Origin of the sequence: Pseudomonas sp. LAIL14HWK12:I1, assembly GCF_003202095.1 — a bacterium.
GTDB classification, from domain to species: Bacteria; Pseudomonadota; Gammaproteobacteria; order Pseudomonadales; family Pseudomonadaceae; genus Aquipseudomonas; species Aquipseudomonas monteilii.
In genome coordinates this window covers 97,618-119,812 of sequence record NZ_QJKG01000003.1, presented here as the reverse complement: position 1 = coordinate 119,812, position 22,195 = coordinate 97,618, and the positions used below count along the sequence as shown (strand labels likewise).

The 22,195-nt window shown below is 62.2% G+C and carries 20 protein-coding genes; 8 read left to right on the top strand and 12 right to left on the bottom strand.

Annotated elements, in window-relative coordinates; all coding sequences use genetic code 11:
- Window positions 1–111 precede the first annotated feature (111 nt).
- Window positions 112–936, top strand: coding sequence for an aldo/keto reductase (locus D906_RS09870; RefSeq protein ID WP_019097867.1), 825 nt, complete (start codon window positions 112–114; stop codon window positions 934–936).
- A 97-nt stretch (window positions 937–1,033) separates the two neighbouring features.
- Here D906_RS09870 and D906_RS09865 read toward each other — a convergent pair whose 3' ends face one another.
- The 5 genes from D906_RS09865 to D906_RS09845 all read right to left on the bottom strand — a co-directional run bounded on the left by D906_RS09865 (window position 1,034) and on the right by D906_RS09845 (window position 6,316).
- Window positions 1,034–3,130 carry a bifunctional diguanylate cyclase/phosphodiesterase gene (locus D906_RS09865; protein ID WP_016715680.1) on the bottom strand — a complete coding sequence of 699 codons (2,097 nt, stop codon included), beginning with the start codon at window positions 3,128–3,130 and terminating at the stop codon, window positions 1,034–1,036.
- A gap of 163 nt (window positions 3,131–3,293) precedes the next feature.
- Window positions 3,294–3,788 carry a GNAT family N-acetyltransferase gene (locus tag D906_RS09860; protein WP_016715679.1) on the bottom strand — a complete coding sequence of 165 codons (495 nt, stop codon included), beginning with the start codon at window positions 3,786–3,788 and terminating at the stop codon, window positions 3,294–3,296.
- A 116-nt stretch (window positions 3,789–3,904) separates the two neighbouring features.
- Complete coding sequence (catA, locus tag D906_RS09855; protein ID WP_025754505.1) at window positions 3,905–4,840, bottom strand: catechol 1,2-dioxygenase; 936 nt, start codon at window positions 4,838–4,840, stop codon at window positions 3,905–3,907.
- A 43-nt stretch (window positions 4,841–4,883) separates the two neighbouring features.
- The gene (gene catC, locus D906_RS09850; protein ID WP_016715677.1) at window positions 4,884–5,174 is read right to left on the bottom strand and encodes a muconolactone Delta-isomerase; all 291 of its coding nucleotides are present in this window, start codon (window positions 5,172–5,174) and stop codon (window positions 4,884–4,886) included.
- Between the two features lie 20 nt (window positions 5,175–5,194).
- The gene (locus D906_RS09845; RefSeq protein ID WP_025754506.1) at window positions 5,195–6,316 is read right to left on the bottom strand and encodes a muconate cycloisomerase family protein; all 1,122 of its coding nucleotides are present in this window, start codon (window positions 6,314–6,316) and stop codon (window positions 5,195–5,197) included.
- Window positions 6,317–6,451: 135 nt separating this feature from the next.
- Between D906_RS09845 and catR the strand changes: the two genes are divergently transcribed.
- Entirely contained in the window at window positions 6,452–7,324 is an 873-nt protein-coding gene (gene catR / locus D906_RS09840; RefSeq protein ID WP_027615127.1) for an HTH-type transcriptional regulator CatR, read from the top strand.
- A gap of 12 nt (window positions 7,325–7,336) precedes the next feature.
- On the opposite strand, the gene D906_RS09835 is transcribed toward catR, so the two are convergent.
- Both D906_RS09835 and D906_RS09830 read right to left on the bottom strand, forming a co-directional pair.
- Window positions 7,337–8,740, bottom strand: a complete 1,404-nt coding sequence (locus D906_RS09835) for an amino acid permease (RefSeq protein WP_019097872.1) — start codon at window positions 8,738–8,740, stop codon at window positions 7,337–7,339.
- A 77-nt stretch (window positions 8,741–8,817) separates the two neighbouring features.
- Window positions 8,818–9,849 carry a histone deacetylase family protein gene (locus tag D906_RS09830; protein WP_019097873.1) on the bottom strand — a complete coding sequence of 344 codons (1,032 nt, stop codon included), beginning with the start codon at window positions 9,847–9,849 and terminating at the stop codon, window positions 8,818–8,820.
- 123 nt (window positions 9,850–9,972) lie between these two features.
- Here D906_RS09830 and D906_RS09825 point away from each other — a divergent pair, with 123 nt between their 5' ends.
- Window positions 9,973–10,455 (top strand): Lrp/AsnC family transcriptional regulator, encoded by a 483-nt coding sequence (locus tag D906_RS09825; RefSeq protein WP_019097874.1) that lies wholly within the window; start codon window positions 9,973–9,975, stop codon window positions 10,453–10,455.
- A 14-nt stretch (window positions 10,456–10,469) separates the two neighbouring features.
- Here the strand turns inward: D906_RS09825 and D906_RS09820 are convergent, their stop codons facing one another.
- A complete protein-coding gene (locus D906_RS09820; RefSeq protein ID WP_019097875.1) occupies window positions 10,470–11,381 on the bottom strand; it encodes a LysR substrate-binding domain-containing protein in 912 nt (303 codons plus the stop codon).
- A 98-nt stretch (window positions 11,382–11,479) separates the two neighbouring features.
- Here D906_RS09820 and D906_RS09815 point away from each other — a divergent pair, with 98 nt between their 5' ends.
- The 5 genes from D906_RS09815 to D906_RS09795 all read left to right on the top strand — a co-directional run bounded on the left by D906_RS09815 (window position 11,480) and on the right by D906_RS09795 (window position 17,827).
- Window positions 11,480–12,571 carry a tartrate dehydrogenase gene (locus tag D906_RS09815; RefSeq protein ID WP_027615126.1) on the top strand — a complete coding sequence of 364 codons (1,092 nt, stop codon included), beginning with the start codon at window positions 11,480–11,482 and terminating at the stop codon, window positions 12,569–12,571.
- A gap of 193 nt (window positions 12,572–12,764) precedes the next feature.
- Window positions 12,765–14,363, top strand: coding sequence for a BCCT family transporter (locus tag D906_RS09810; RefSeq protein WP_025754508.1), 1,599 nt, complete (start codon window positions 12,765–12,767; stop codon window positions 14,361–14,363).
- A 121-nt stretch (window positions 14,364–14,484) separates the two neighbouring features.
- Window positions 14,485–15,606, top strand: coding sequence for an aromatic ring-hydroxylating dioxygenase subunit alpha (locus D906_RS09805; protein ID WP_019097878.1), 1,122 nt, complete (start codon window positions 14,485–14,487; stop codon window positions 15,604–15,606).
- Window positions 15,607–15,685: 79 nt separating this feature from the next.
- Window positions 15,686–16,657, top strand: coding sequence for a PDR/VanB family oxidoreductase (locus D906_RS09800; RefSeq protein WP_019097879.1), 972 nt, complete (start codon window positions 15,686–15,688; stop codon window positions 16,655–16,657).
- A gap of 84 nt (window positions 16,658–16,741) precedes the next feature.
- Complete coding sequence (locus D906_RS09795; RefSeq protein WP_025754509.1) at window positions 16,742–17,827, top strand: helix-turn-helix transcriptional regulator; 1,086 nt, start codon at window positions 16,742–16,744, stop codon at window positions 17,825–17,827.
- Here D906_RS09795 and D906_RS09790 read toward each other — a convergent pair.
- From D906_RS09790 to D906_RS09775, 4 genes are all read right to left on the bottom strand, one after another.
- Window positions 17,824–18,657 (bottom strand): helix-turn-helix transcriptional regulator, encoded by an 834-nt coding sequence (locus tag D906_RS09790; protein WP_025754510.1) that lies wholly within the window; start codon window positions 18,655–18,657, stop codon window positions 17,824–17,826. The genes D906_RS09795 and D906_RS09790 overlap by 4 nt on opposite strands.
- Before the next feature lie 53 nt (window positions 18,658–18,710).
- Window positions 18,711–20,123: an aminotransferase gene (locus D906_RS09785; RefSeq protein ID WP_019097882.1), complete on the bottom strand. Its 1,413-nt coding sequence runs from the start codon at window positions 20,121–20,123 to the stop codon at window positions 18,711–18,713.
- 34 nt (window positions 20,124–20,157) lie between these two features.
- On the bottom strand, window positions 20,158–21,261 hold the full coding sequence (locus tag D906_RS09780) for a polyamine ABC transporter substrate-binding protein (protein WP_019097883.1): 1,104 nt from the start codon (window positions 21,259–21,261) through the stop codon (window positions 20,158–20,160).
- A gap of 192 nt (window positions 21,262–21,453) precedes the next feature.
- On the bottom strand, window positions 21,454–22,155 hold the full coding sequence (locus D906_RS09775; protein WP_027609073.1) for an NAD(P)H-dependent oxidoreductase: 702 nt from the start codon (window positions 22,153–22,155) through the stop codon (window positions 21,454–21,456).
- Between the last annotated feature and the right edge of the window lie 40 nt (window positions 22,156–22,195).

Below are 22,195 nucleotides of genomic sequence, written 5' to 3'. Positions count from 1 at the left end.
ACTGCAAATTCTGTTCGCTGATCGACCACTTTGTGCCCCGCACGCATGGCCCGTGCCGTGCTGATCGCCGACCATCGACCGCGAACCCTGCACACCCTACAAGGAATTTACATGCAAAGGCTCACCACCCGTAACGGCCTGGCCCTGCCCGCAATCGGCCTGGGCACCTGGCCGATGACTGGCACCGCGTGCACCCAGGCCGTGCGCCAGGCGCTGGACGTGGGTTACCGGCACATCGATACCGCCACCGCTTACGACAACGAAGCGGCTGTCGGCCAGGCCCTGCGCGACAGCGACGTGCCGCGCGAGCAGATCCACCTGACCACCAAGGTGTGGTGGGACCGCCTGGAACCCAAGGCCATGCGTCAGTCACTGGAAGACAGCCTGCGCGCGCTGGGCACCGAGCACGTCGACCTGTTCCACATTCACTGGCCCGGCCAGGACTGGGACCTGGCCCGCAGCATCGAAACGTTGGTAGCGCTGCGTGACGAAGGCAAGGCGCGGCACATCGGCGTGGCCAACTTCCCGCTTGGGCTGCTGCGCCAGGTGATGGAAACCCTGGGCGCACCGTTGTCGGCGATCCAGGTGGAATACCATGTGCTACTTGGCCAGCAACCGCTGCTTGATTACGCGCGCCGCCATGACCTGCTGCTCACCGCCTACACCCCACTGGCCCGTGGCCAGGCAGCGGCGCAGCCGGTCATCCAGGAAGTTGCCCGTAAGCATGGTGTGCTGCCTGGCCAGGTAGCACTGAAGTGGCTGCTGGACCAGGACGGCGTAGCGGCGATCCCCAAGGCCAGTAGCCGCGAAAACCAACTGGCCAACCTGGCAGCGCTGGACGTGCAACTGGATGACGAAGACCGTGCGGCGATTGCCGGGTTGCCGAAGGATCAGCGCGTAGTGAGCCCGGCGTTTGCGCCGGACTGGAATAGCTGAAATTCATAAGCGCGACACAGGCCTTATGGGAGCGGGCACGCCCGCTCCCATAAGGATTGCACAAGTTTTTAGATTTTGAGTAAGACCGCGTAAGCCGTCAGCCTGGCGTAATGACCTGCTTCAACCGCTCGCTCGCCGGTGCCGGCCGCCCGTACAGGTAACCCTGAAAGTGCGAACACCCTTCCGCCGCCAACCGACGCATCTGCTCTTCCGACTCCACCCCCTCGGCCGTGGTCTTGATCATCAGGCTGTTGGACAGGTCGGTAATGGCGCGAATGATCGACATTGCTTCGCGGCTGTCGCACATGTCGTGCACGAACGACTTGTCGATCTTGATCCGGTCGAACGGGAACGACCGCAGGTACCCCAACGATGAGTAGCCGGTCCCGAAGTCGTCCAGCGAAATGGACACACCCAGGTCTTTCAGCGCACGCAAGGTGCGCACGTTTTCTTCGCTGTTGCCCAGCAGTACCGATTCGGTAATTTCCAGCTCCAGCCGCTGCGGCGGCAGGCCTGAGTCGGCCAGCGCCAGGGCGACAATATGGACAAGGTTGCCATTTTTGAACTGCACGGCCGACAGGTTGACCGACACGGTCTGCTCGCTGTCCCAGCTGGCCGCCTCCTGGCAAGCCAGGTTCAGTGCACGCGTGCCCAGTTCGTGGATCAGCCCGGTTTCTTCAGCGATGGGGATGAAGTCCATGGGCATGACCATGCCACGGGTCGGGTGCTCCCAGCGCAGCAACGCCTCGTAACCGGTAACGCTGCTGGTCTGCTGGTCGACCACCGGCTGGTAGTGCAGCTGCAGCTGGCCCAGATGCAGCGCGGTACGCAGGTCGGTTTCCACCAGGCGGCGCTGGCGGGCCGCGACGTCCAGCTCGACGTCGAAACACTCGTAGCGGTTGCGGCCATTGCGCTTGGCCTCGTACAGCGCCATGTCGGCATAACCGAGCAATTGCTCGGCCTGGTCGTTGTCATCGGGGGCGATGGCAATGCCGATGCTGACCCCCACAGTGAACTGGTGCCCCTCGATCTGGAACGGCGGGCAGATGGCGTTGATCAACCGCTGCGCGGTGTTGCATGCGGCATCTCGGCCATCCAGGCCGGTCAGCACCACGGCAAACTCGTCACCACCCAGACGCGCCAGAGTGTCGTGCTCGCGCAACTCGCGGCGCAGGCGTTTGCCCAGCTCGCGCAGCAGCTTGTCGCCAAAGGCATGGCCCAACGAGTCGTTGATGTTCTTGAAATTGTCCAGGTCCAGGCACAAGGCAGCGGTCAGCTTGGCGTTTTCGCTGCCGCGCACCAGGGCCTGTCGCAGGCGTTCGTTGAACAGCGTTCGGTTGGGCAACCCGGTGAGCGCATCATGGTGCGCCATGTGGTGGATCTGCGCATGGGCGGCCAACTCTTCAGTGGCGTCCTCGGCGACGAAGAGCACGTAGTCAGCCTGGCCCTCGCGGTTCTGGCTGAGCAAGGTGCGGCTGCGAAGGGTGCGCGGGCCGCGGGCCGTGTCGACGCGGGTTTCGGCGGCATGGCCCTTGGTACTGCGGGCACCACGCGCCAGTTGCTGCTCAAGGTAGCCGGCCGCTGCGGGGGCAAGGCAGTCACCGGGCAACTGACCGATCATGCTGCGCCCCGGCCCGCCGAACAGGCGCTCGGCCTGCTGGTTGGCCAACAGGATGCGCTGGCTTTCCAGGTCCTGGACGATGACGCTGGCAGGAATGTTGGCAATCACCGAATCCAGGAACTGAGACAGCTTGGTCATTTCCTGGCTGTACTGCTCGGCCAGTTCCTTGGCCTTCAGCAGCTCCTGCTCCTGGTGGTGGCGCTCGGAAATGTCGCGGGTGACCTTGGCGAACCCCACCAGTTGCCCGGCATCGTCATGCACCGCTTCGATGACCACATGGGCGTGAAAGGCAGTGCCATCCTTACGCAGGCGCGAACCCACTTCTTCAAAGCGCCCGGTGCTGCGCGCCTGCTCCAGGTTCAGCGCCGGCAGCCCGGCTGCACGCTCGGCATCGGTGTAAAACAACGAGTAATGCTGGCCGACAATTTCATCGGCATGGTAGCCCTTGGCACGTTGGGCACCGGGGTTCCAGTTGGCGACAATACCCTCGGGGGTGAGCAGGTAGATGGCATAGTCCACCACGCTCTGGATCAACAGCCGGTACATGATGTCGGGGTTTGCAGCTAGCGACATGAACTTTACCTGAACCCTCGAGGGGCATGAGAAGGGACCCCGGCACACTGTGGCCGGGTCTTGGTATGCGTTGATGGCATTATGCCGCTCATGACGATTTTGTGAAGCGGCTCACAAAAATCTCGCTATTCCCCTTCAAGGACGAACGAAGACAGATACAGCCTCAATGGCGGGCGCCACTCACCAGGAAATTCAGCAAGTCAGGCTCATCGTCCAAGGCAATCGCCTGTGCCGGGCGCGACAGGTTCGCCAGCACAGCCTTGCAGAACGCCACAGCGGGCGGATCCTGTGCGTAGCAGCGCAACAACCAGTCGCCCTCACCGCTCAACAACTGCAACGCCACCGCCTGCCCAATACCCTGGCGGCGGTATTTCTTCAGGATGAACAGGTCGGCCAGTTCGAGGGCATCGAGGCCCGGCAGCTCGCTGCGTTCCACCAGTACGAAACCGGCGATGAAGCCGTCCGCCAGCACCAGGTAGGCGCCCCAACCGTCGTCCTGCCAGTAGCGCTGCAGGTGCTCGTCGTGGATGTAGAAGCGGCCATCCACTTCGACATCTTCCTGCTCCCAGTCGGAGGACTCGTAAGAGTAGAACTGGTAAAGGTTGCGGATGAGCGGGGCCTGGTCGGCGGTAGTCGGTAACAGTGCAATCGGGAGCATGGTGCGGGCTCGGGGTAAAAGGCCGATTCTAGATGACAAGCGGCCGACAGCAAAAAGCCCAGGCCCTCCCCGCACGGAAAGGCCCAGGCCAAAACACTGTGAATCCAGGCTAGAACTCAGCCCTCCTGCAACGCACGCGGCCGATGGCTGCGCGCTTCGGCCTCCGGCGCTGCAGCCGCCTGCAGGTGGAAGTCGAACGCCAGTTCGGCAAAGCGCTCGCCCTGAACACCGCGATCACGCGCGGCAGCGGCATCTTCGACAAAGCGCAGCTCGCCAATCAACCCGTCACGGGTGGCGTAGGCGAAGTCATCCCACAGGTACTTGTCGCCCTCGAAGTTGATCTGCGTGGTCAGGTGGCGGAACCCAGGTGCCGAGATGAAGAAGTGCACGTGCGCCGGGCGCTGGCCGTGGCGGCCGAGCAGGTCCAGGCATTCCTGGGTCGGGCCCTGCGGGTCGCAGCCGTACCCCGACGGCACGATGGAGCGCGCACGGTAGCGGCCCTCGGCATCGGTGATGATGCGGCGGCGCAGGTTGTATTCGGACTGAGTCGAATCGAAGTACGAATAAGTGCCCTGGGTGTTGGCGTGCCAGAGGTCGACGGTGGCACCGGCGAGCGGCTTGCCGTCGGCATCGAACACCTGGCCCTGAAGGAACATCACCACACCCGGATCGGTGCCGTCATCCATGCGCGCTTCGCCTTGCGCCAGCGGCGCACCGGCCACGTACAGCGGGCCTTCGATGGTGCGCGGTGTGCCGCCACCCAAGCCGGCTTCGGCGTCCTTGGCGTCTTGCAGCAGGTCGAGGAAGTGCTCGATACCCAGGCCTGCGGCCAGCAGGCCCGCCTCGTTACGGCCGCCCAGGCGGTTGAGGTAGTCAATGGCGTGCCAGAATTCGTCTTCGGTGATTTCCAGGTCTTCGACCAGGCGCGCGGTGTCCTGCAGGACGCGCAGGATGATCTGCTTGAAGCGTGGGTTGCCCTCGGCATGGTCCAGGCCAGCCACCTTGTTGAAGAAGGTTTGAACATCGGCAGTGTGGGAAATTTTCACGGTCATCGTGCTTACCTCGTATTGTTCTTGTCGGGTAGTCAGGTGCGAATCAGCGGTCGTCGCTGTGGATCGACGAAGGGTGCCGGCACAGGCCGTTCACCTCGATGTCCATGTACGGGAACAATGGCAGTTGCATCAGGGTATCGTGCAGCGCCTCGACGCTGGGCACATCGAACACGCTGTAGTTGGCATAGTGCCCGGCAATGCGCCACAGGTGGCGCCAGGTGCCCTCGCGCTGCAGGCGCTGAGCCAGTTCCTTTTCATCGGCCTTGAGCTTGGCAGCCTTGGCCGGATCCATGTCGACTGGCAGTTTCACGGTCATCTTCACGTGGAACAGCATGATTTCTCCTTGCTTGCTGATCAGCGACGAGCGAAGCGCGCAAGGCGCTGTTCGTCCAGGGTCAGGCCCAGGCCTGGGGTACGGGGAATGTGCAGCTGGAAGTCGCGGTACTGCGGCGGCTCGTTGACGATTTCTTCGGTCAGCAGCAGCGGGCCGAACAGCTCGGTTCCCCAGGTGAGTTGGCGCAGGGTAAGGAAGGCATGGGCCGACGCCAAAGTGCCGATCGAACCTTCGAGCATGGTGCCGCCATACAGGGCGATACCGGCGGCCTCGGCGATTTGCGCGGTGCGCAATACGGCACGCGGGCCGCCGTTCTTGGCGATTTTCAGGGCGAAGATGCTGGCCGCGCCGTCGGCGGCCAGACTGAAGGCGTCCTCGACGCTTTCGATCGACTCATCGGCCATGATCGGCGCCGGGCTGCGCTGGTTCAGGCGCACCTGGCCACCCCGGTTGATGCGTGAAATCGGTTGTTCGATCAGGTCGATACCGTTGTCGCCCAACACCTGGCAAGCGCGAATGGCCTGGGATTCGTCCCAGTACTGGTTGACGTCGACGCGCACGCTGGCGCTGTCGCCCAGCTCACGCTTGATGGCCACCACGTGCTTGAGGTCTTGCTCCACCGGGTTGGCACCGATCTTCAGCTTGAACACGCGGTGACGGCGAATTTCCAGCATGTGCTGAGCTTCGGCGATGTCGCGGGCAGTGTCGCCACTGGCCAGGGTCCAGGCCACTTCCAGGCTCTCACGCACACGGCCGCCCAGAAGCTCGCTGACCGGCAGGCCCAGGCGCTTGCCCTGGGCGTCGAGCAACGCGCTTTCGATACCCGACTTGGCAAACGTATTGCCCTTGGCCAACTTTTCCAGCCTGAGCATGGCAGCGTTGATGTTGTCTGCCGCCAAGCCGATCAGCGCAGGCGCCAGGTGCGCATCGATATTGGCCTTGATGCCCTCGGGGCTTTCGTAGCCATAGGCCAGGCCACCGATGGTGGTGGCCTCGCCGATACCTTCCACGCCATCGCTGCAGTGCACGCGCAATACCACCAGGGTCTGTTGCTGCATGGTGTGCATTGCCAGCTTGTGCGGGCGAATGGTCGGCAGGTCGACGATAATTGCTTCTATGCGTTCAATCAGCGCGCTTGTCATTGTAGCCAGGTCCCGTCAGGTCGGGCTGCCAGTGGCAATCCCGAATGGTGCATTTACTTGCGTGTTCAAGGATTGCGCGAGACCCTGGTGACCGTCCAATATCAAATGAATCTCCCACCATACCCTGGAGGTCTTGTGGAGCTGCGCCACCTGCGTTACTTCAAAGTCCTGGCCGAAACCCTCAATTTCACCCGCGCCGCCGAGCTGCTGCACATTGCCCAGCCACCACTGAGCCGGCAGATCAGCCAACTGGAGGACCAGCTCGGTACCCTGCTGGTGGTACGCGAACGCCCGCTGCGGCTGACCGAGGCGGGTCGCTTCTTCTATGAGCAGACCTGCACCGTGTTGCAGCAATTGCAGAATATCAGCGACAACACCCGGCGTATTGGCCAGGGCCAGCGCCAGTGGCTGGGCATCGGCTTTGCCCCCTCGACCCTGTACAACGTGCTGCCGGAGCTGATCCGCGAGCTGCGCCAGGACAGCGAGCTGGAGCTGGGCCTGAGCGAGATGACCACGCTGCAGCAGGTAGAAGCGCTGAAGAGCGGGCGTATCGATATCGCTTTTGGGCGCATTCGTATCGATGATCCCGCCATCCACCAGCAGGTTCTGCGTGAAGACCCGCTGGTGGCCGTGCTGCCCAAGGGCCACCCGCTGGCGGGCCCCCCACTTACCCTGGCTCAATTGGCAGGCGAAGCGTTCATCCTCTATCCGGCCAACCCTCGGCCCAGTTATGCCGACCATGTGCTGGCGCTGTTCGCCCAGCACGGCATGAGCATTCGCGTCAGCCAGTGGGCCAACGAACTGCAAACCGCCATCGGCCTGGTGGCGGTGGGCGTGGGGGCGACCTTGGTGCCGGCGTCGGTGCAACAGCAGCACCGTACCGATATCGAGTATGTCGGTTTGCTGGATAGCGGCGCGGTGAGCCCGATCATTCTTAGCCGCCGCAAGGGGGATGTGAGCCCGGTCGTGCAACGGTGCATGGCGTTGATCGAACGGCAGGTTGGATGAGCAAAACCACATTCAATGTGGTTCAGTACGGCGACGGTATGCCACCAGCAAAAACACGAACCACAACGGCATCACGCACAGCGCCAACCGTGTATCCGGCTGCAATGCCAGCAGCACCAGCACAAAGCCAAGGAAGCCTAAGGTCGTGACGGCCATCGGCACCCCGCCCGGCAGCTTGAACTGCGAAGCCTGGTGCGCAACCGGGTTGCGTTTGCGATAGGCAAGGTACGCTGCAAGGATCATCGACCAGGTAAAGATCACCAGAATCGCCGAAACCGTCGAGATCAGCGTGAACACCGTCATCACCTCGGGAATGATGAACAGCAGGCTCAACCCGATCAGCATGCACACACCGGAAAAAACCAGGCTGTACACCGGTACGCTGAGCGCCGAAAGCCTGGCGAACAGGGCCGGCGCGTTACGCCGCTCGGCCAAACCGAACAGCATCCGGCAGCCCGAATAGACCCCGCTGTTGGCCGAAGAGGCTGCCGAGGTCAGCACTACGAAATTGATCATGCCGGCCGCCGCCGGGAAGCCGGCCAGCAGGAACAGTTCGACGAAGGGGCTGCGGTTGGCCGGCACCTCGGCCCACGACACCACGCTGATGATGCACACCAGCGCCAGGATGTAGAACAGCAGAATACGCAAGGGGATGGTGTTGATGGCCTTGGGCAGTGAACGATGCGGATTCTTCGCCTCGGCGGCGGTGGTGCCTATCAGTTCGGTGCCAGCAAAGGAAAACACGGCAATCTGGAACCCGGCGAAGAAGCCACTGATGCCGTGGGGCAGCACCGCACCCGGTGCGACCACGTTGGACAGCGACGCTACCACGCCATTGGGTGAGGTGTAGGAAGTGGCGATCATCACCACCGCCGTGATGATCAACAGCACGATGGCAACGATCTTGATGATGCCGAACCAGAATTCCACCTCGCCAAATATCCGCACCGCCAGCATGTTCAACCCCAACAGCACGAACAGGGTGAAGAACGCGGGTAACCAGGCCGGTGCATCGGGATACCAGTACTGGAAGAACCCAGCCACCACGACCACGTCACCAACCACTGCCACGCTCCAGCTCAGCCAGTAAGACCAGCTCAGCACAAAGCCGGCGCGCGGGCCCAGGTAATGGGCGACGATATCGGCGAACGACTTGAAGCGTAGGTCGGACAACAGCAGCTCGCCCATGGCGCGCATGACGAAGAACACAAAGAACCCGAGGATGGCGTAAACCAGCAGGATTGAGGTGCCGGACAGCGCAATGACCTTGCCCGAGCCCATGAACAGGCCAGTGCCGATTGCGCCACCGATGGAAATCAGCTGGATGTGGCGGTTTTCCAGCGTGCGTTGCAGGTGCCCGTCACGGTCGGGCGTTACCGGTTTGCTTTGCTCAAGGCTTGCGGGCATGTCTTGCATGGCGACCTCTTGTTATTGTTGGTCTGTCATACTGCGGCAAGGCCGTTTACCGGCCTCGCCAGCGCTTTGTGCGCGGGTTAGCGCGCGCTTTCGAACCCTTGCAGGGTGTTCACCGCATTGATGCCGATTTCGTCGACCATGTAGCCACCCTCCATCACGAACAGGGTCGGGATGCCGGCACTGGCGATCTCGGCGCCCATGCGCAGGAAGTCATCGCTGGTGAGTTTGAAATGGCTGATCGGGTCATCTTCAAAGGTGTCGACACCTAGCGACACGACCAGGAATTCGGGCTTGTGCGCGACGATGCGCTTGAGCGCTGCCTGCAGGGCCACCTGGTACTGCGCCCAGACAGTGCCCTTGCCCATTGGGAAGTTGGCATTGAAGCCCTCGCCTGCACCTGCGCCCTTTTCATGGGCATAGCCAGAGAAGTACGGGTAGGAGACATGCGGGTCGCCATGCAGGGAGGCGAACATCACATCAGGGCGGTCATAGAAGATGTTCTGTGTGCCGTTGCCGTGGTGGAAGTCCACGTCCAGCACAGCTACGCGCTTGGCGCCCTGGCTCAGGCAGCGCTCGGCGGCGATGGCGGCGTTGTTCAGGTAGCAATAGCCGCCCATGTATTCGCGGGCGGCATGATGCCCCGGTGGGCGACACAGGGCGAAAGCACTGTTGGCACCGTCGATGATGCGCTGCATGCCGGTGAGGGCAACGTTGGCGCTGCTGCGCACGGCCTCCCAGGTACCCGCCGTGATCGGTGCTCCGGCATCCATGGCGTAGAAGCCCAGCTTGCCGTCGATGAAGCCGGGTTCACGGTCGATGGCCAGGTCGCGCACCGGCCACACCAGCGGCAGTGCATCGTGGGTCTTGCCGGTGGCGGCCCATTCCGACCAGGCGTTTTCCAGGAAGGTTACATACCGTTCACTGTGCGCCGCCACATAGCAGGCACGGTCGAAGGCCTGCTCGGCGATCACATCGCCCAATGCGGTGCTGTGCACACGGGCCAGTACGGTGTCGGCGCGGCGGGGGTTTTCGAACGATGGCGTGATGGCGCCATCCTTGAGTTCCGAGCCGTGGTGCAAGCGGTGTTTGTTGCTAAAGACTGTCAGCACGCGAATGTCCTTTTTCAAGGGGTTACCAGATAACCAATTTTCGCGAGATAGCCCTGAAAATGCTTTGCTTTATGCTCAGATAAACCCGATGCTTGAGCAAAGTATTAACGGTAATTACAATCTATGAGCAAAGCTTTTGCTATTGAAGAACTAGACGAAACCGACCGCGAGCTGCTGCGCCTTTTGCAGGAGGACGGCACCCTGTCGAGCGCTGCGCTGGGCGAGCGCCTGTCGATGACCGTGACGCCCTGCTGGCGCCGGCGCAAACGGCTGGAGGAGCTCGGTATCATCAAGGATTACCAAGCCAACCTCGACCGCAGGAAGCTGGGGTACGACGTGATGGCGTTTGCCCAGGTGCGCTTTGGTAATCACTCGGCCAATGCGCCGGATGATTTCGAGCAAGTGATCTTGAAGCTGCCGCAGGTGCTGTCCTGCCACAAGGTGACCGGCGAGGCTGATTATGTGCTGACGGTGCTGGCGACTGATCTGGAGAGCTATGGCCGGTTTGTGGAAGAGGTTTTGCGCAGGCAGCCGGGCATTGCCTCGATCCAGTCGAGCCTGGCGTTGCGGGAAGTGAAGGCGGTGTCGCGGATACCCGTGTCCTGAAGGCTGATCGGTGGCTATTCCGGCAAACTGTAACGCTCGGCAAAATACTGCCGGAAAAAGTCCACCGCCACCCGCACCTTGGCCGAACTGGCCAGCGGCGAAGTATACACCGCCCAGATATCCGCCGGCTGGTGATAGTCCTCGAGCACCTGAACCAGCCGCCCGTCCTGCAGGCTATCGTGCACATCCCACCATGAACGCAGCAGTATCCCCCGCCCGTCCAGGCACCACTGGTGCGCCACTTCGCCATGGTTGGTCGACAGGCCGCCGGTCACTCGCACGCCTTCTTCGCCGTCCGGCCCCATCAGTTGCCACACGCCAAACGGGTGGTCGCGCTCCTTGATCACCAGACAGTCGTGGCTGGCAAGGTCGCCCAGCACTTTGGGCGTACCGCGCCGCGCCAGGTAAGCCGGCGCGGCGCATAGCACCCGACGGTTGCGCGCCAGCGGCTTGGCGATCAGGTTGGGGGCAATGGCGTTGCCCACACGAATGTCCAGATCCACGCCTTCTGCAATCAGGTCCACCAGGCGGTCGTGCACATCCAGGCGAACATCCAGCCGTGGATAGCGCTCGGCCAATTCGGACAACGCCGGCGCCACGAAGCGCCGGCCCAGTCCCAGGCTGCTGGCAATACGCAGCTGCCCGGCCGGTTCGCGGTGCTGGGCACTGATGTCATCACCCATGCGCTGCACGGCATCGAATATCTGCAATGCCCATTGATATACCCGCTCGCCCTCCTCGCTCACCGTCACCCTTCGCGTAGTGCGATGCAGCAGGCGTACCTCCAGGGTTTGCTCGAGTATGCGAATGCGCTTGCTGATGTACGCCGCCGACATGCCCAACTCGTCGGCCACGGCCGCGAAGCTGGCACGTTTGGCCACCAGCAGGAAGATGTTGAGGTCGTCGAGGCTGGGCAGATTATTCACGTAGCGTGTTCCAAGAATCAATGATTGGCCAGATTATCTCCAAGCCAAGCCCTTATAGCATGGCCAGCACCTGTTCCCTAGACAACGAGTGCACCCCCATGAGCAAGACGTTCAGAATCGCGGCAATCCCTGGCGACGGCATCGGCAACGAAGTACTGCCAGAAGGCATTCGCGTGGTCGAGGCCGCTGCACGCAAGCACGGCCTGGACATCAGCTTCGAGTTCTTCGAATGGGCCAGCTGCGACTACTACCTGGCCCATGGCAAGATGATGCCGGACGACTGGTTCGAACAGCTCAAGGATTTTGACGCCCTGTACTTCGGTGCCGTGGGCTGGCCAGACAAGGTGCCGGACCACATCTCGCTGTGGGGTTCGCTGCTCAAGTTCCGCCGCGATTTCGATCAGTATGTGAACATACGCCCGGTGCGCCTGTTCCCGGGTGTGCCGTGCCCGCTGGCTGGCCGTGAACCCGGTGACATCGACTTCGTGGTCATCCGCGAAAACACTGAGGGCGAGTACTCGTCGCTGGGCGGGCGCATGTTCGAAGGCACCGAGAACGAGTTCGTGCTGCAAGAATCGGTGTTCACCCGCCGTGGCGTCGACCGCATTCTCAAATACGCCTTCGAGGTGGCCCAGACCCGCGAGCGCAAGCACGTCACCTCGGCCACCAAGTCCAACGGCATGGCCGTGAGCATGCCGTATTGGGACGAGCGCACCGCCGCCATGGCAGCCAATTATCCCGAAATCAGCTGGGACAAGCAGCACATTGATATCCTTTGCGCCCGCTTCGTGCTGCAGCCAGACCGCTTCGACGTGGTCGTGGCCTCGAACCTGTTCGGCGACATCCTGTCCGACCTCGGCCCGGCCTGCGCCGGCACCATCGGCATCGCGCCCTCGGCCAACCTGAACCCCGAGCGCAAGTTCCCGTCGCTGTTCGAGCCGGTGCACGGCTCGGCGCCAGACATCTACGGCAAGAACATCGCCAACCCGATCGCGATGATCTGGTCCGGCGCGCTGATGCTCGACTTCCTCGGCAACGACGGCACCGACCCACGTTACCGGGCTGCCCACGACGACATCCTCAAGGCCATCGAGCAGGTCATCGCCGCCGGTGACGTAACCCGCGACCTGGGCGGCCAGCAGTCCACCCAACAAGTGGGCCAGGCCATTACCGCGCTGGTCGAAGCCTAATGCACAGGGGCCGATTGTCAGAAGTGTCTGACAATCGGCCCCTTGCCTCTTGCGAGCGGCGTGGATTGTATGCAAAATCTGTTAACTATTAGATTATTGTAAACCAATGGTTAACCACCAAGGAAGGAGCAGTACCGCAGCACCCCGGATGCCTGCCGGGTATAACAAGTACGCCAACGTCCAGGAGACGATGATGTCGCACAAGAATAAAAAGATTGATGTGTTCCTGATTACCGTGAGCCTGATTGCCGTACTGCTCACCGTGATCGGCCTTGCAGCCTTCCCCTCCCAGGCTGAAAGCGCCGCCAACCAGTTGTTCGAACTGTCCACCCGCACCTTCGGTACCAGCGTGCAGGTACTGGTGTTCGCCAGTACCCTGGCCGTGCTGTACCTGGCCTTCAGCAAGTACGGCAATATCCGCCTGGGCAGCGGCAAGCCTGAATATGCCACCGCCACCTGGGTGTTCATGTTCATCTGCGCCGGCATGGGGTCGTCGACCCTCTACTGGGGTGTGATGGAGTGGGCCTACTACTACCAGACCCCAGGCCTGAACATCGCCGCCGCCACGCCCAAGGCGCTGGAATACAGCGTGGGCTACTCGTTCTTCCATTGGGGTATCAGCGCCTGGTCGATCTACGCCCTGGCCTCGCTGGCCATGGCCTACCACTTCCATGTACGCAAGAAGAGCGGCCTGAACCTGGCTTCGGTCATCGAAGCGGTGACAGGTTTCAAGGCCACTGGGCCAGTAGGCCGTACCGTCGACCTGATCTTCCTGCTGACCATGATGGGCGCACTGACCGTGTCGCTGGCCCTCACCGCCTCTACCCTGACGCGCGGCCTGCACGACCTGACCGGCACCCCGGATACGTTCACCGTGCAATTGATGGTGATCGGCGGCGTGGCGGTGATGTTCTCGCTCAGCTCCTACATCGGTATCGATGGCGGCCTGCAGCGCCTGAGCAAGATGGTGTGCATCGGCGCGCTGGTGTTTGCCGCGATCGTGCTGCTGGTGGGCCCGACCCAGTTCACCCTCAACAACACCGCGAACTCGATTGGCCTGATGATCCAGAACTATGTGCACATGAGCCTGTTCACCGACCCGGCCGGGGACGGTGCCTTCACCCGCAACTGGACGGTGTTCTACTGGTTGTGGTGGGTGTCGTACGCACCGGGCGTGGCCATGTTCGTCACCCGCGTTTCGCGTGGCCGACAGATCAAGGAAGTGGTGCTGGCCCTGCTGCTGGGTGGCAGCTTCGGTTGCTGGTTCTTCTTCGGTGCGCTGGAAAGCTACAGCATGCACCAGTTCATCACCGGCGCGGTGGATGTACCGAAGATGCTCGCCGAGCAAGGTGGCGAATCGGCCGTGACGCACTTGCTGCTGGCGTTGCCGTGGGGCCAAGTGTTCCTCGGTGTGTACCTGTTCATCATGGCCATCTTCTGTGCTTCGCACATGGATGCCGCAGCCTACGCGGTGGCCGCCACCAGCACCCGCAACCTGCGTGAAGGCGACGACCCGACGCCAACCCACCGCCTGTTCTGGTGCGTGGTGCTGACTTTGGTACCGCTGGCCATGCTGTTCGCCAAGGCCTCGCTGTCGACCATGAAGACCGCCGTGGTGCTGACTGCAATCCCGTTCATGGTGATTCTGCTGGTGAAGATCTACGGCTTCTTCAAGTGGATGATCGCCGACTACGGCCAGGTACCGGCCCATGTCATCGAGGAGGAAGCTGCGCGCATGGCCGGTGAAGAACCCACCGATCAGGCCCCGCGCAGCGCTGCTGCCGTGCATTGATTAAATCAAAGGGGGCTGCACTGCGGCCCCCTCGAAGGACTGCAAATTTTTTTGCCTGATCTGTTAACCAACAGATACTCGTTAACCAACAACTATAAACCGAGCTTGTGAGATACCTGTCATGAACGACTTCAAACGCCTGCCCGCCGATTTCTGCGCGAATGCCGACGAGGCCTTCACCATCCCGGCCACCTTCTACACCCAGGCTGCGGTGTTCGAGCACGAGAAAGAAGCCATCTTCGCCCGCAGCTGGATCTGCGTAGGCCACCGCAGCGAAGTGGCAGACAACAACGCCTACATCACCCGCGAAGTGATTGGCGAAAGCATCATTGTCGTGCGCGGCCGTGACAGCGTGCTGCGTGCGTTCTACAACGTCTGCCCGCACCGTGGCCACCAGCTGCTCAGCGGCAGCGGCAAGGCCAAGAACGTCATCACCTGCCCGTACCACGCCTGGACCTTCAAGCTCGACGGCGAATTGGCCCACGCCCGCAACTGCGACAACGTGGTCAACTTCGACAAGGAAAACTCCACCCTGGTGCAGCTGCGCGTAGAGGAATACGCCGGCTTCATCTTCATCAATATGGACATGGACGCAGGCTCCGTCGAAGACCAGTTGCCAGGCATGCAAGCGCGCATGCGTGAAGCCTGCGCGGTGATCGACGACCTGCACCTGGCTGCGCGCTTTGTTAGTGACACCCCGGCCAACTGGAAGTCGATCGTCGACAACTACCTGGAGTGCTACCACTGCGCCCCTGCCCACCCTGGTTTCTCCGACTCGGTGGACGTTGGCCAGTACAGCCACAGCCTGCACGGCAACTGGACCCTGCAGTACGGCCTGGCCAAGCCTTCGGAGCAGTCGTTCAAATTTGACGAAAACGTGAAAGACCCGTCGTTCGCCGGTTTCTGGGCCTGGCCATGCACCATGTTCAATGTGCCGCCAGGGGCCAACTTCATGACCGTGATCTACGAGTTCCCGGTCGATGCCGAAACCACCCTGCAGCACTACGACATCTACTTCCTCAACAAGGACATCAGCGAAGAGCAGCAGAAGCTGATCGACTGGTACCGCGAAGTGTTCCGCCCAGAAGACCTGCGTCTGGTCGAAAGCGTGCAGAAGGGCCTGAAGTCGCGTGGCTACCGCGGCCAGGGCCGCATCATGGCCGACCGCGAACGCAGCGGTATGAGCGAGCACGGCATTGCCCACTTCCACAACCTGATCGCCGTGGCCCACCTCGACGATTGATGGCAACCGCTCCACGTTTATATGCACTTAAAAGGTGCGCGGCAGGGCCTGCCGCGCACCCAGGCAGTTGAGGTGAACCATGGCCAACACTTATGAAATGTTCAGCGTCCGCGTAACCGACGTGGAACACGCCACGCCGCTGATCAAGCGCTTTACCCTGGCCCGCGAAGACGGCGCGGCGATGCCCGCCTTCACCGGTGGCAGCCACGTCATCGTGCAGATGCAAGGCGCCGATGGCAGCCAGTTCAGTAACGCCTACTCGCTGATGAGCGACCCGCGCGACACCCGCAGCTACCAGATTGGCGTGCGACTGGAAGAGCGGTCCAAGGGCGGCTCGGCATTCATGCACCAGCAGGTGGAAGTCGGCACTCGCCTGACCATTTCGTCACCCAACAACCTGTTTGCCCTGGACCCTTCGGCTGGCCGCCATGTGCTGATTGCCGGCGGTATCGGCATTACCCCGTTCCTTGCGCATCTGCATGAGCTGGAAGGCGGCAGCACCGACTACGAGCTCCACTATGCCTTCCGCGCACCGGAGCACGGCGCGTTTCAGGAGCAACTGGTCTGCGGCCCGCACGCGGCCAATACCCGTTTCTACATCGACAGCCTCGACCGCAAGCTCGACCTCGCCGCCCTGTGCGCAGGGCTGGACGAGCAAGCGCACCTGTACGTGTGCGGCCCCAAACCGCTGATCGACGCGGTCATCGACTGTGCTGCCCAGGCTGGTATTGCCGAGCACCGCGTGCATTGGGAACAGTTTGCCGCCACCCCCGTCACCGGCAGCGCCTTTACCGTGGTGCTGGCGCAGTCGGGCGTGGAGTTGCAGGTGGAAGAAGGCATGACCATTCTGCAGGCCATCGAAAAGTCCAAGGCCGCCAAGGTCGAGTGCCTGTGCCGCGAAGGCGTGTGCGGTACGTGCGAGACCGCCATTCTGGAGGGCGAGGCCGAGCATTATGACCAGTACCTGAGCGACGAGGAGAAGGCTGCCCAGCAGAGCATCATGCTGTGCGTCTCGCGCGCCCGTACGGCGCGGCTGGTGCTGGATCTGTAAGTGACCGCTGCAAAGGCCGTCAACCAAAAGTTGACGGCTTGCGTATACTGGCAGGCTCTTGGCCCAGATCAGGACACCCTGCCGATGTTGGAAAACAGCTTCGCCTTCCGCCTAAAGGAACTGCTCGAGCATCACAAGCTGACCCTGCAAGCCGTGGGCACGGCCTTGGGCATCTCACGCACCGCAGTACACAAGTGGACCCGTGGCGGCGAGATCGACTACGACAACCTGCGCAAGCTGGCCGACTTTCTCAAGGTCAACTGGATCTGGTTGCGCTATGGCGACGAAGCCCTGCAGAACATCCAGCAACCGCAGGTGGTCGAGCTGCCGATGACCGACCTGCGCCGGCGCCTGACCGCCGAGATCATGGAAAGCGAAACGCGCATGAAGCTGGCCCAGGAAGGCGCGCGCATCGTCACCTGGGAGTGGAACCTGATCAGTGACGAAGTCACCTACTCGCCTAACGTCGAGCAGGTGTACGGCTGGCCGGTGCACCACAACGAAGACTTCTGGAAGCACCTGCCCGACGAAGACGTGCAGCGCATGCAGGCGATGTACGCCGAGGCGGTAGCCGAGGGCACGGGTTGTGAGTGCGACTTCCGCATCACCCGCCCCGATGGCGAAGTACGCTGGATTTCCTCCCGCGCCACGGTGGTACGCGACAGCGCCGGGCGCTCGGTGAAAATGGTCGGTATCAGCATGGACAACACCGAACGTCAGGTGGCCCAACAAGCGCTTAGCCAAAGCGAGGAACGCTTCCGGGCGATCTTCGAACTGGCCTGGGGCGCCCTCGCCTACATCGACCCGGACGGCACCTGGCAGCGGGTCAACAACAGCCTGTGCGAGCTGCTGGGCTACCGAGCCGAAGAGCTCTACGGCATGACCTTCCAGCAGATCACCCACGCTGACGACCTGGCGCAGAACCTGCAACTGCTGCAGCGCATGCTGGCCGGTGAGACCGAGCGTTACGAGGTAGAAAAACGCGTGCGCCACAAGAACGGCGAGTACATCTGGGTGCGCGCCCGCACCTCGTTGCAGCGCCATGCCAATGGCGAGCCTGAACACCTGATCAGCGTGTTCGAGGACATCAGCGCCGAGCGCCAGGAACATGAACGGCTGCAGGCACATATTGCCGCGCTGGAAGCTCGACTGGCCAAGATCAGTCTCTAATTTTCGAGGGGGTCGCCGCGCAACCAGTCGATGAACCGTGCAAACAACTCGGACTGGGAGTTGATCTCCAGCTTCAGGTACAGGTTCTTGCGGTGCATGCGCACCGTCTCAGGCGAGATACCCAGCTCCAGCGCGGTCGACTTCACCGAATGCCCTCGCAAGATCATGTGTGCCACCTCGCGCTCGCGGTCGGTCAGCACTTGGCAGCCAAAGCTGTCGAACGCTGCCTGCAAGCCGCCGCGCTCGACCGATGCAGTGCCAGGCTCCAGGTTGTGTCGGGCATAGCGCCCCAGCAGTTCGCGCACCATAGGCTCCAGCGCCCGCAGCAGGTCGATCTGCCCGGCACTCAGGGGCGTACCGCTGCACCCCTGGAACAGGCTCAGCGATAGCTTGCGGCCCGCGCTGAGGTCGACGATGTAGTAGCTGTCTTCGCTGCAACCGGTGCCCAGGTAATAGGCCTTGTAGTAGTCGCTGTCGAAGAAGTTGTCGGGGGCGATTTCCTGTAGGTGGTAAAAGCCTTCGGCCAGGCCGCCTTGCACGGCCAGGCAGAACGGGTCGAGCAGGTAACCGGCGCTGAAGTAGCGTTCCAGCACCGCGGCGCGGTGCCGTTCGGGAATGCCTTGCTGGTATAAAAGCTGCGGCGCCCGCCCCTGGCACTCCAGGCTGATCATCATCGATTCCACCTGCACCAGCTGGCCGATGGCAGCGGCTACATGCTCCAGCGCCTCAGGCGTTTCGCTATTGGCCAGCGCACGCTGCAACGCCGCATGCCATTGCTGCAGCGCGCCCATGGTGAGGGTAAGCGGGGTGTCGGGGGTGGCCTGGGTCATGCCCGGCAGTCTAGCCTGCCAGGCACGCCCCCGCACAGCCCTTTGCGCCAGGTTCATCGGCCCCGGTACAGGCCAAGCGCGGTGAGTTCGCGCGCGGTTTCGATGATGCACTGGCGCAGGGTCTCGACGATTTCATCCACCTGCGCATGGGTAATGATCAACGGCGGCGACATCACATTCAGGTGCATGATCGGGCGTACCAGCAGCCCCTTGGCCTGGGCCTTGCTGTGGATGCGTTCACCAATGTTCACCTCATCCGGGAACAGCGCCTTGCTGGCCTTGTCGGCCACGAACTCGACGCAGGCCATCAGCTTCATGCAGCGCACATCCCCCACCAGCGGCAACTCGCGCAGGCTTTGCAGGCGTTGTTCCAGATAGCTGCCAACGTCCTTGACGTGCTCCAGCAACTGCTCGCGCTCGATGATCTCGATGTTCTTCAGCGCCGCCGTGCAGCACACCGGGTGACCGCTGTAAGTGAAACCATGGGTGAAGCAACGGCCCTTGCCCGGCTCGGCGATAACCTGCCAGATGCGCTCGGAGAAAATGCACGCCCCCAGCGGCAGGTAGGCCGAGGTCAGGCCCTTGGCGGTAGTGATGATGTCGGGGGTAACGCCAAACAGCTCCTCGCTGGCGAAGAAGGTACCCAGGCGCCCGAACGAGGTCACCACCTCGTCGGCGACGAACAGGATGTCGTAGGTCTGGCACAGCTGCCACATGCGTTCGAAATAGCCCTTGGGTGGAATGATCACCCCGCCCGAGCCCATGATCGGCTCGGCGAAGAACGCTGCCACGTTGTCAGCGCCCAACGAGAGGACCTTGTCCTCGAACTCGGCCACGAGGAAGTCGAGGAACTCGGCCTCGTCCATGTCGTCCGGCGCGCGGTACGGGTTGGGGTTGGAGACGTGGTGGATCAGGTCATGGTGATAATCGAACTCCGGCACCCGGTCGGCGGCCTTGTTGCCGATCGACATGGTAAGGGTGGTAGAGCCGTGGTAAGCGTTGTAGCGGGCAATGATATGTTTCTTGTGTGGCTTGCCGCGGCAGTTCTGGTAGTACTGGATCAGCCGGTAGGCGGTGTCGACAGCGGTCGAGCCGCCGGTGGTGAGGAACACATGGTTCAGGTCGCCGGGGGCCAGCTGCGCAAGTTTCTGGCACAGCTCGATGGCCACGTCGTTGGCCATGTCGGAGAACGGGTTGGAATAGGCCAGTTGGCGCACCTGGTCGGCGATGGCCAGGGCCATCTCCTCACGGCCCAGGCCGATGTTGGTGCACCACATGCCGCCAACGGCATCGAGGAAGCGGTTGCCGTGGGTGTCGCGAATGTACGCGCCCTCGCCGGCGACGATGTTCAGTGCGCCTTGCTCGCGGTGCTCGTCGAACACATGGTAGCCGTGCATGTAGTGGGCCTTATCGGCTTCCACCAGCGGGTCGTGGGCGATGGCGAATGCTTTGCTTGGGGTGGCCATGGGCAGCTCCTTGGCGGGAATCGTTGGGCAGTGTTCAGAAACCGGTCTTGACCGTGCTCCAGACCCGGGTGATGGCACGCATGTCCTTGGGGCTCTGGGTTTTCTGCGCGAACAGGCGTTCGCGGGTGGATGAATCGGGGTAGATGGCCGGGTCCTGGCGGATGTCGTCACGCACCAGCGCAGTGGCAGCAGCGTTGCTGTTGGCGTAGTGGATGTAGTCGGTGACCTTGGCCATGGTCTGCGGCTGCAGCAAAAACTCGATGAAGCGGTGAGCGTTGGCTGCATGGGGCGCATCCTTGGGGATGTACAGGTTGTCGAACCAGATCAACGAGCCCTCCTGGGGGATGAAGAACGACAGCTTGATGTCCTTCTTCGCTTCCACCGCGCGGGCCTGGGCGGTGGCGTAGTCACCGGACCAGGTCAGTGCCAGGCAGACATCGCCGTTGGGCAGGCTGGTCAGGTAGTTGACCGAGTCGAACTTGCGAATAAAGGGGCGGATGCTCAGCAACAGTTGTTCGGCGGCCTTGAGGTCGGCCGCGGATGCGCTGCGCGGGTCCTTGCCCAGGTATTGCAGGGCCAGCGGAATGACCTCGGTGGGCGCGTCCATCAGGGTGACGCCACAGTCGGCGAAGCGCGAGACGATCTTGGGGTCGAACAGCATGGCCAGCGAGCCGATGGGGGCGTCGGGCATGCGCGCGGTGATCTTGTCGACGTTGTAAGTGACCCCCGAACTGCCCCAGGTGTAGGGCGCCGAGTACTTGAGGCCTGGGTCGTAGCCCTGCAGGTTGTCAACCACTTGCGGGTCGAGGTTGTGCCAGCTGGGCAGTTGCTGCTTGTCCAGCGCCTGGAACACCCCAGCACTGATCAGCGGGGGTACCAAGGATGCGTTGAGCATGACCAGGTCGTAGCCGGAGCGGCCGGTGAGCAGTTTGGTCTGTACCGTTTCGTAGCCGTCGAAGGTGTCGTAGATGACCTTGATGCCGGTGGCCTTCTCGAAGTCGGCCAGGGTGGTTTCGCCGATGTAGTCGGTCCAGTTGTACAACCGCAGCGTGTTACCGCTGTCCACCTCTCCCGCCTGGGCGAGGCTTGCGCCAGCCACCAGCAGCAGACCACCCATCACCTTCAGTACCTTGCGCATGGCAACTCCATCGTGTGAATGCTCCGGATCGAGCCGATGGGTTCACTATCGGGGGATTTGCCGAGGGGGAACATACCCCGAATGTGTGGGTGGTCGTTTTTGGCAGACGGCACTGCCAGGTTTGCGCAATGTCGTAGGCCGATAACAGGTTGGGGCCGCGTTGCGGCCCCAAGGGTTGGTACAGGAGAAAGATCAGGTCAGCGGGTACAGCGCCTCATCGAACTGCGCCAACCGCGGGAACACCAGCGGCTGATCATCCGAGAGCTGCTCCAGCCGCTGTCGGTACTGCAGCAAGAAGCCCTGGCGCGCCTCATCGCTGATATACGGCACATGCCAAGCCACGAACGGCGGCAACACCTCGAACCCCACGTAGGCCAGCGTACCCCGCAGAATCGGCCGCAACATGTCTTCCAGCGGGCCATGAATCGCCCCTTCGCCAAACATGTGCTCGCGCCCGCCCAAGGTCACGGTCACCAGCGCCTGCTTGCCCGTCAAACCACCCTGGTCGTAGAAGCGCTTGCCGCCATAGCACACCCCCGACACCAGCACCCGGTCGATCCAGCCCTTGAGCATGGCCGGCGCCGAGAACCAGAAGATCGGGAAGTTAAGCACCAGCAGGTCAGCCCACAGCAGCTTGTCCAGTTCCTGCTGGATATCCGCAGCGATGGCACCGCGCTTGACCCCCTGGCGTTGCTCCAGTGCATACACCAGGTATTGCGGGTTCTCGCGCTGGGTGAAGTCTTCGGCACTGGCCACCGGGTTCCAGCCCATGGCGTACAAGTCGCTGACCTGCACCTGGTGGCCCTGGGCACGAAAGGTTTCCACGGCCTGGTCGCGCAGTGCGGCGGTAAACGATTGTGGCTCGGGGTGAGCGTGGACGATCAGTACATTCACTCGTGTTCTCCTTGCACAAAACAGGTTGTTTTGCCGCCGT

Bases quoted from the DNA above. Each gene is read 5' to 3' on its own strand.
- D906_RS09845 (WP_025754506.1), bottom strand. From the start codon at position 6,316: ATGACAAGCGCGCTGATTGAACGCATAGAAGCAATTATCGTCGACCTG.
- D906_RS09805 (WP_019097878.1), top strand. From the start codon at position 14,485: ATGAACGACTTCAAACGCCTGCCCGCCGATTTCTGCGCGAATGCCGAC.
- D906_RS09825 (WP_019097874.1), top strand. From the start codon at position 9,973: ATGAGCAAAGCTTTTGCTATTGAAGAACTAGACGAAACCGACCGCGAG.
- catC (WP_016715677.1), bottom strand. From the start codon at position 5,174: ATGCTGTTCCACGTGAAGATGACCGTGAAACTGCCAGTCGACATGGAT.
- catA (WP_025754505.1), bottom strand. From the start codon at position 4,840: ATGACCGTGAAAATTTCCCACACTGCCGATGTTCAAACCTTCTTCAAC.
- D906_RS09795 (WP_025754509.1), top strand. From the start codon at position 16,742: ATGTTGGAAAACAGCTTCGCCTTCCGCCTAAAGGAACTGCTCGAGCAT.
- D906_RS09835 (WP_019097872.1), bottom strand. From the start codon at position 8,740: ATGCAAGACATGCCCGCAAGCCTTGAGCAAAGCAAACCGGTAACGCCC.
- D906_RS09780 (WP_019097883.1), bottom strand. From the start codon at position 21,261: ATGCGCAAGGTACTGAAGGTGATGGGTGGTCTGCTGCTGGTGGCTGGC.
- D906_RS09860 (WP_016715679.1), bottom strand. From the start codon at position 3,788: ATGCTCCCGATTGCACTGTTACCGACTACCGCCGACCAGGCCCCGCTC.
- D906_RS09865 (WP_016715680.1), bottom strand. From the start codon at position 3,130: ATGTCGCTAGCTGCAAACCCCGACATCATGTACCGGCTGTTGATCCAG.
- D906_RS09810 (WP_025754508.1), top strand. From the start codon at position 12,765: ATGTCGCACAAGAATAAAAAGATTGATGTGTTCCTGATTACCGTGAGC.
- D906_RS09790 (WP_025754510.1), bottom strand. From the start codon at position 18,657: ATGACCCAGGCCACCCCCGACACCCCGCTTACCCTCACCATGGGCGCG.
- D906_RS09785 (WP_019097882.1), bottom strand. From the start codon at position 20,123: ATGGCCACCCCAAGCAAAGCATTCGCCATCGCCCACGACCCGCTGGTG.
- D906_RS09870 (WP_019097867.1), top strand. From the start codon at position 112: ATGCAAAGGCTCACCACCCGTAACGGCCTGGCCCTGCCCGCAATCGGC.
- D906_RS09800 (WP_019097879.1), top strand. From the start codon at position 15,686: ATGGCCAACACTTATGAAATGTTCAGCGTCCGCGTAACCGACGTGGAA.
- D906_RS09815 (WP_027615126.1), top strand. From the start codon at position 11,480: ATGAGCAAGACGTTCAGAATCGCGGCAATCCCTGGCGACGGCATCGGC.